This window comes from Mesorhizobium sp. M2A.F.Ca.ET.042.01.1.1 (genome assembly GCF_003997405.1).
Lineage (GTDB): Bacteria > Pseudomonadota > Alphaproteobacteria > Rhizobiales > Rhizobiaceae > Mesorhizobium.
The window spans coordinates 1-7,332 of the sequence record NZ_RZRX01000290.1 but is presented as its reverse complement, the minus strand read 5'-3'; the positions used below and the strand labels follow the sequence as shown (position 1 = coordinate 7,332).

General features: G+C 62.8%; 6 protein-coding genes and 1 pseudogene. 4 read left to right on the top strand and 3 right to left on the bottom strand.

The features are described from left to right. Both EOA23_RS29565 and EOA23_RS29560 read right to left on the bottom strand, forming a co-directional pair. Window positions 1–285: pseudogene (locus EOA23_RS29565) on the bottom strand (acetate kinase); the annotation flags it as partial. Window positions 286–347: 62 nt separating this feature from the next. After that, window positions 348–2,729: a phosphoketolase family protein gene (locus EOA23_RS29560; protein ID WP_127306734.1), complete on the bottom strand. Its 2,382-nt coding sequence runs from the start codon at window positions 2,727–2,729 to the stop codon at window positions 348–350. 289 nt (window positions 2,730–3,018) lie between these two features. Here EOA23_RS29560 and EOA23_RS29555 point away from each other — a divergent pair, with 289 nt between their 5' ends. Then, the gene (locus EOA23_RS29555; protein ID WP_126083545.1) at window positions 3,019–3,234 is read left to right on the top strand and encodes a DUF1858 domain-containing protein; all 216 of its coding nucleotides are present in this window, start codon (window positions 3,019–3,021) and stop codon (window positions 3,232–3,234) included. Here the strand turns inward: EOA23_RS29555 and EOA23_RS29550 are convergent. Next, entirely contained in the window at window positions 3,231–3,935 is a 705-nt protein-coding gene (locus tag EOA23_RS29550) for a Crp/Fnr family transcriptional regulator (protein WP_127306733.1), read from the bottom strand. The two genes, EOA23_RS29555 and EOA23_RS29550, sit on opposite strands and share 4 nt — an antisense overlap. Before the next feature lie 299 nt (window positions 3,936–4,234). On the opposite strand from EOA23_RS29550, the gene EOA23_RS29545 reads away from it, so the two are divergent. The 3 genes from EOA23_RS29545 to nirK all read left to right on the top strand — a co-directional run bounded on the left by EOA23_RS29545 (window position 4,235) and on the right by nirK (window position 7,283). Then, window positions 4,235–5,332 (top strand): NnrS family protein, encoded by a 1,098-nt coding sequence (locus EOA23_RS29545; protein WP_348628593.1) that lies wholly within the window; start codon window positions 4,235–4,237, stop codon window positions 5,330–5,332. 147 nt (window positions 5,333–5,479) lie between these two features. Then, window positions 5,480–5,926, top strand: a complete 447-nt coding sequence (locus tag EOA23_RS29540; RefSeq protein ID WP_126062654.1) for a pseudoazurin — start codon at window positions 5,480–5,482, stop codon at window positions 5,924–5,926. A gap of 253 nt (window positions 5,927–6,179) precedes the next feature. Continuing rightward, the gene (gene nirK, locus EOA23_RS29535; RefSeq protein WP_127306732.1) at window positions 6,180–7,283 is read left to right on the top strand and encodes a copper-containing nitrite reductase; all 1,104 of its coding nucleotides are present in this window, start codon (window positions 6,180–6,182) and stop codon (window positions 7,281–7,283) included. Window positions 7,284–7,332 lie beyond the last annotated feature (49 nt).

Sequence of the window (7,332 nt, the reverse complement as noted above, 5' to 3'; positions counted from 1 at the left end):
GCCATGCACGATGCGATGCCCGACCCGGCCCACCCGGCGCAGGAGGCCGCGGTCCGCAAGATAGGACGCAACGGCTTCGAACGCCGTGCCGATGGAGATCGGCTGTTCGCCAAGGCTCCTGTCGAACGGCGGCGTCATTGCCGTGGGCGCGACGTGGAGCCGGGGCCGCTCGCCGATCGACGAGACGCTGCCACGCACCAGCAGATGGAGTTCGTCGCGCCATTGGAAAACGGCGAACTTCAGGCTTGATGAGCCGCCATTGAGGACGAGAATTGCATCGGTCATGGCCGGCCGGTCCCCGCCGCTTTTGCAAGCCCGATCCTCTCAGCCCGGCGCCTCGTCATCGATTACCGCTCCCACTTCCAGCCGAGTATCTCGGGCATGTCCTGCCCGTGCTTGCGGATATAGGCTGCGTGCTCGATCAGCTTGCCTTCCATGGCCTGCCTCAGCTGGATGTGCGCGCCGGCCGGCTCGGGAATGCGGTCGAGCACGCCGAGCACGAGATGATAGCGGTCGAGCCCGTTCAGCACGGTCATGTCGAACGGCGTCGTCGTCGTCCCTTCCTCATTGTAGCCGCGCACATGGATGTTGTCGTGATTGGTCCGCCGGTAGGTCAGGCGGTGGATCGTCCACGGATAGCCGTGATAGGCGAAGATGACAGGCTTGTCCCTGGTGAACAACGCGTCGAACTCGTGGTCCGACAGCCCATGCGGGTGATGTTCCTTCGGCTGCAGCGTCATCAGATCGACAATGTTCACCACACGGACCTTGAGGTCGGGAATGTGGCGCCTCAGGATTTGAACGGCGGCCAGCGTCTCGAGCGTCGGCACGTCGCCGGCGCAGGCCATCACCACATCCGGCTCGGCCCCGCCGTCGGTCGATGCCCACTCCCATATGCCGATGCCGGCGCCGCAGTGGACTTTCGCCTCGTCGATGGACAGCCACTGCCAGGAATTGGCCTTGCCGGCGACGATGACGTTGATGCGGTTCCATGTCTTAAGCACATGGTCGGTCACGCAAAGCAGGCTGTTGGCGTCCGCCGGCAAGTAGACGCGCACGACGTCCGCCTTCTTGTTCAGCGCCACGTCGATGAAGCCTGGATCCTGATGGCTGAAGCCATTGTGCTCCTGCTGCCAGACATGGCTGGACAACAGATAGTTCAGCGAAGCGATCGGCCGCCGCCAGGCGAGCTTGCGGCAGGCATCCAGCCATTTCGCATGCTGGTTGAACATGGAATCGACGATGTGAGTGAAGGCCTCGTAGCAGGAGAAGAAGCCGTGGCGCCCGGTGAGCAGGTAACCTTCCAGCCAACCCTGGCACGTATGCTCGGATAGAATTTCCAGAACCCTGCCTTCCCGCGCCAGATGGACATCCTCGGGAAGGATCTCTTCCATCCAGGCGCGCTCCGTCACCTCGAAGACATCCTGCCACCGGTTCGAGGCCGTCTCGTCGGGGCCGACGATGCGGAAGTTCCTGGCAGCCCGGTTCAACCTCATGACGTCGCGCAGGAAGCTGCCCATGACACGGGTCGACTCCGCCTTGACGCCGCCGGGCCGCTCGACCGGGACGGCATGCTCATCCAGGCCCGGCAGTTCGAGAGACCGGCGCAGCAGGCCGCCATTGGCATGCGGATTGGCGCTCATACGCCTGTCACCTTGCGGCGCGGTGGCGCGGATCGCGGCCAGGGGCGCGCCGGCGGCATCGAAAAGCTCTTCGGGCCGGTAGCTCCTCATCCACGCCTCAAGCATCCTCAGATGCTCGGGGTTTTCGGCCAGGCCGGAAAGCGGGACTTGATGGGCGCGCCAGAATCCCTCGGTCTTCAGCCCGTCGACCTCCTTCGGACCGGTCCAGCCCTTCGGGCTTCGCAGCACGATCATCGGCCATTTCGGCCGCGGCTGCGCGGTCTTCGCGCCGTTGCGGGCCGCATCCTGGATCGCCTGGATGCGGTCGAGCGCATCGTCGAGCACGACCGCCATCCGCTCATGCATCAACGCCGGATCGTCACCTTCGACGAACAGCGGCTCGTAACCGTAGCCGACGAACAGCGCACGCAGCTCTTCCTCGGGGATACGGGCCAGAATGGTGGGATTGGCGATCTTGTAGCCGTTGAGGTGGAGGATCGGCAGCACCGCGCCGTCAAGCGCCGGGTTGAGGAACTTGTTGGAATGCCAGGAGGTGGCGAGCGGCCCGGTTTCCGCCTCGCCGTCGCCGACGACGCAGGCGACGACAAGGTCCGGGTTGTCGAAGGCCGCTCCATAAGCGTGCGAGAGCGCGTAGCCAAGCTCGCCGCCTTCATGGATCGAGCCGGGCACATCAGGCGCCGCATGGCTCGGGATGCCGCCAGGAAACGAGAACTGGCGGAAGAGCTTCTTCATTCCGGCCTCGCCCAGCGCAATGTCCGGATTGGTCTCGCTGTATGTGCCCTCGAGATAGGTGTTGGCCACCATCGCCGGCCCGCCATGGCCGGGACCGCAGACATAGATGACATTGGCATCGCGTTGCCTGATGGCGCGATTGAGATGCGCATAGATGAAGCTGAGACCAGGCGAGGTCCCCCAGTGGCCGAGCAGCCTTGGCTTGACATGATCCAGCCGAAGGGGTTCGCGAAGCAGCGGATTGTCGAGCAGATAGATCTGCCCGATGGTCAGGTAGTTGGCGGCACGCCAGTAGGCATCGATGTCTTGCAGTTCCTGCGCGGACAAACGATTGGCGCTGGGATGCTCGGTCATTTCCGACTCCTTCGCTGGGTTGAACCGATGCGGATGAAGCACAACGCATCAACGCTGCCACCGGTTCATGACCGGTCCATGTCAGGACCGGGCGCGCCTTCGATCTATCCGGCAGGGAGCCGGCGGGCTTTGATCCATCGCAAAAATGCCGAGGCAGGCCGGCCGCGGCTCCAAACAGCATCGCAAAACTGCATCACGCGAGACAAGACGGCGGCTTCTTTGCTTCAGAGCAACGAACGCATTGAAGAGGCCAGTCAGGATAGTTGTTCGCAAATGCGGACAGGCAAAGATGAAACGCAAATTGAATGACGATGCGACGATGGACGGGATCATGCGCGAGGCGCCGGCGGCAGTTCGTGTCGTCCTCCAGCACGGAATGTTGTGCGTCGGCTGCCCGATCGCTTCCTTCCACACCGTTTCAGACGCCGCACGCGAGCATGACCTGGACGAGGATCAGCTTCGCTGCGACCTAGAGGCGGCCATCGACGCCGGTGGAGCGGGCTAGCCCTTTGCCGAGCGGCCTTCAGCGATGACGAGGAGGCGGTGGGGTTCGACCACGACCACCCTTTGTCGTCCGCTCTTGACCAACCCCTGGTCTTCCCAGGCGGAAAGCAGGCGGCTCACCGTGTGAAGCGTGGTGCCCGTCATCTCGGCAACGTCCTGGCGTGAAATGGGGAAGTCGATCATGATGCCCTCCTCGGTCTTTTTCCCCGACTGCTTGATCAGCTTCAGCAAGGCATGCGCAACGCGCTGCTCCACCTGCTCGGTGGACATCTCGATGACGCGAGCATGAGCGTCCTGCAGCCTTATTCCCACCGTCTTATAGGCATTGGCGCTGAAGCTCGGGTAGCTCGCCGCGAATGTAGCCCAGAGCTGGCTCGGCCAGGCGAGCGCCACGCAATCGACCGCCGCAAGGGCATTCGCCGGATAGGTCGTCCGGCCCAGCGCGCTGGCGATCCCCATCAATTCGCCCGGGCTTATGTAGCGCACGGTCACCTCATGACCATCCGGAGTCGATTTCACCACGCGCACATGGCCGTCGAGCAGCAGGAAGAACGAATGGGCCTCCTGCTCCTGCTCGAAAACCAACTGATCCTTGGCGATGCGAATGGACCTTGCCTGTCCGATTATGCGATCCAGGTCCGCGGAGGCGATCCCCTCGAAGACAGGCAGTCCGGCAATCAGCGATCGATCAAGGCTTGCCAACCGCCTTCCTCCCCAACTTCAACGGTGCAATGCGTTCAGGCTCTGCCTGACTGTGTCACGGACGACCGCCCGTCGACAAGTGAAGCCTCCCCGTCGGCGTGGCAAGGCGATCACTCCCTTGTTTGCGCTGAGGCAAATTCCGGGCCTCGGAGCCCGGATAAAAGCGGCCAGCAGGCGTCTTGCCTGGTTTTCAAAGGGGCATGTCATGGCAATTCCACGGACGCGGCCAAGCGCCTATCCGGCAATTCTACGGGTTCCGGCCATTCTTCCTTCTGGGCTCGCTACAGGCCGCCATTGCGATGCTGCTGTGGCTGCCCCTTTATTACGGCAGGCTGGAAACCTTCAGCACGTTCCTGCCCGTGGACTGGCATATCCATGAATTGCTTTTCGGCTACCTGCCGGCAGTCGTGACCGGCTTCCTGCTGACCGCAATTCCGAACTGGACCGGCCGACTTCCCGTTCAGGACTTTCGCCTCCTTTCGCTGGTGCTGCTCTGGGTTGCCGGTCGGGCGGCCGTGTTCCTTTCCGCGGAAACCGGGTGGCTGTTGAGCGCCGTCATAGACTGCTCTTTTCTTCTGGCGGTGGTTGCGGCCGCCGCAACGGAGATCATCGCCGGACGGAACTGGCGGAATCTCAAGGTGCTGCTGCCAGTCGCGACCCTATTTGCGGCAAACGTCATATTTCATGTTGAAGCGCATTACCAAGGCATCTCCGACATGAGCCGGCGCCTGGGTCTTGGAGCGGTCGTCGTCCTCATCATGATCGTAGGCGGGCGAATAGTCCCCAGCTTCACCCGCAATTGGCTGGTGCGCGAGAACCCCGGCCGCATCCCGGCATCATTTGGCAAGTTCGACATCGGAACGATCGCGCTGTCCGCCGTCGGCTTCGCGGCCTGGACCTTCTTTCCCGCCAGTCTTGCAACCGGCGCGCTTCTGATCGCGGTAGCGGTCTTCAATAGTGTTCGGCTTGCCCGCTGGGCGGGCGATCGGACACTGGGCGATCCGTTGGTGCTGATCCTGCATATTGCCTTCGTCTTTGTGCCGCTAGGCCTGCTGCTTGCCGGACTGACCGTCCTTGCACCGGGTGCCGTTCCGGCGGCTGCAGGCATTCACGCCTTTGCCGTTGGGGCGGTGGCCTGCATGACGCTTGCCGTGATGACCCGCGCCTCCCTCGGCCACACTGGCCGCGAACTGGCGGCAGGCGCCGGAACGCGTGCGATCTTCGTTGCGATCGTCATCGCTGCCATCCTGCGCGTAGCTGCGGCCATGGCTCCCGGCGCTCCGATTCTCCTGCATGTCTCGGCGGCGCTATGGCTTACCGCCTTCGTCGGCTACGCCGTGCTCTTTGGCGGAATGCTCACGCGGCCACGCCGGCAAGCGCGTAACAACGCTGAATGAACGCATGGGCCGACGCTGACCAATCATGCCGGTTCCGCGCCATCACTTTCGTCGCGGCATTTGAGCTAGCGCAAATCGCCATGTCCTCCGACGATCTAAAAGCGCGCGACGGTAGATGCCGTGGTGAAACAAGAAAGGAACTCTCCGATGAAACTGCCCCTCATTGCCGCGGCGGTCGCGTTGCTCTCGATGGCCGGCGCCGCGAATGCCGAAGAACACGTCGTCCAGATGCTGAACAAGGGTGAAAAGGGCGCGATGGTCTTCCAGCCCAACTTCGTCCGGGCGGCCCCCGGCGACACGATCAAGTTCGTGCCGACCGACAAGACCCACAATGCCGAGGTCATCAATGGAATGCTTCCGGACGGCGCCGAGCCCTTCAAGGGCAAGGCGAGCGAGGAGATCACGGTCACCCTCACCAAGGAAGGTGTCTATGGCGTGAAATGCGCTCCCCACTACGGCATGGGCATGGTGGCGCTGATCGTCGTCGGCAAGCCGGTCAACCTGGAGGCGGCGGAAGCCGTCAAACAGATCGGCAAGGCAAAGCCCGTCTTTGCCGAGCTGTTCGCCGAGGCGACCAAAGCCGCTTCAAACTGATCCAATAGCCTTGGGGGCTGCCTCCGGCAATGGCGGGCCGGAGGCATGGGCCGGGTAGACCTTGGGAGAGGTCCTGCCCGGCCATCTTTTTGTCGGCCGCGTGTGCGCGGTGAGCCTATCTGGCCTCCTGTAGAGGCAAACTCCTCAACAAAGAGCAACTGCACCTGTCACAGGTTTGCGCAAGCGCAAAGACGAGATTTTCGAAGTCGTTATTCTGACGATATCGAAATGATTGAAATGAGGAGAGGTTATGATGCTTACGAGACGCGAAGCTTTGCTGGGTTCTGTTCTTACCGCCGCCGCTGTTGCCGCTATCGGCTCGACGCCGGCGATGGCGGCCGTGACGGATGTGGCCGAGCTGCCGCGCGAAAAGGTCACGCTTGTCGCGCCGCCTTTCGTGCACGCTCACGACCAGGTGGCCAAGGGCGGCCCCAAGATCGTCGAGTTCACCATGAAGATCGAAGAGAAGCCGATGGTCATCGACGCCGACGGCACTCAGCTCAACGCCATGACCTACAACGGTTCCATTCCGGGCCCGCTCATGGTCGTGCATGAGGGCGACTACCTCGAGCTGACCTTGATCAACCCCGACACCAACACGCTCGCCCACAATATCGACTTCCATGCGGCGACCGGCGGGCTCGGCGGCGGTGCGCTGACGCTGATCAACCCCGGCGAGCAGGTGACGCTGCGCTTCAAGGCGACCCGGTCCGGCACATTCGTCTATCATTGCGCGCCTGGCGGGGCGATGATCCCCTGGCACGTGGTGTCGGGGATGAGCGGGGCGGTGATGGTCCTGCCGCGCGATGGCCTGAGGGATGAAAAGGGCAAGCCCGTACGCTACGACCGAATTTACTATATTGGCGAGAACGACTTCTACATCCCGCGCGACGAGCAGGGAAAATTCAAGAAGTACGACTCGGCCGGCGACAACTACGACGACACGGTGAAGGTGATGCGCGGCCTTGTCCCGACGCATGTCGTGTTCAACGGCAAGGCTGGATCGCTGACCGGCGAAAACGCCATGAAGGCCAAGGTCGGAGAGACGGTGCTCATCGTCCACTCGCAGGCCAATCGCGACACCCGTCCGCACCTGATCGGCGGCCATGGCGACTTCGTCTGGGAACACGGAAAGTTCGGCAATCCCCCCGCCAAGGATCTCGAGACTTGGTTCATCCGGGGCGGATCGGCGGGCGCCGCGCTCTACGCGTTCCGGCAGCCGGGCGTCTACGCCTACGTCAATCACAATCTGATCGAGGCGGTCGAACTCGGCGCCACCGCGCACTTCACGGTGGACGGAAAATGGGACGACGATCTGATGATGCAGGTCGAGGCTCCCAAGGCGATTGCCTCATAGAAGGCTGATCGACCTGCGACCCGCCGTCGATATCGGCGGGGCGCAGGTC

Coding starts and splice junctions, on each gene's coding strand:
- EOA23_RS29560 (WP_127306734.1), bottom strand. CDS start 2,729: ATGACCGAGCATCCCAGCGCCAATCGTTTGTCCGCGCAGGAACTGCAA.
- EOA23_RS29555 (WP_126083545.1), top strand. CDS start 3,019: ATGAAACGCAAATTGAATGACGATGCGACGATGGACGGGATCATGCGC.
- EOA23_RS29545 (WP_348628593.1), top strand. CDS start 4,235: ATGCTGCTGTGGCTGCCCCTTTATTACGGCAGGCTGGAAACCTTCAGC.
- EOA23_RS29540 (WP_126062654.1), top strand. CDS start 5,480: ATGAAACTGCCCCTCATTGCCGCGGCGGTCGCGTTGCTCTCGATGGCC.
- nirK (WP_127306732.1), top strand. CDS start 6,180: ATGCTTACGAGACGCGAAGCTTTGCTGGGTTCTGTTCTTACCGCCGCC.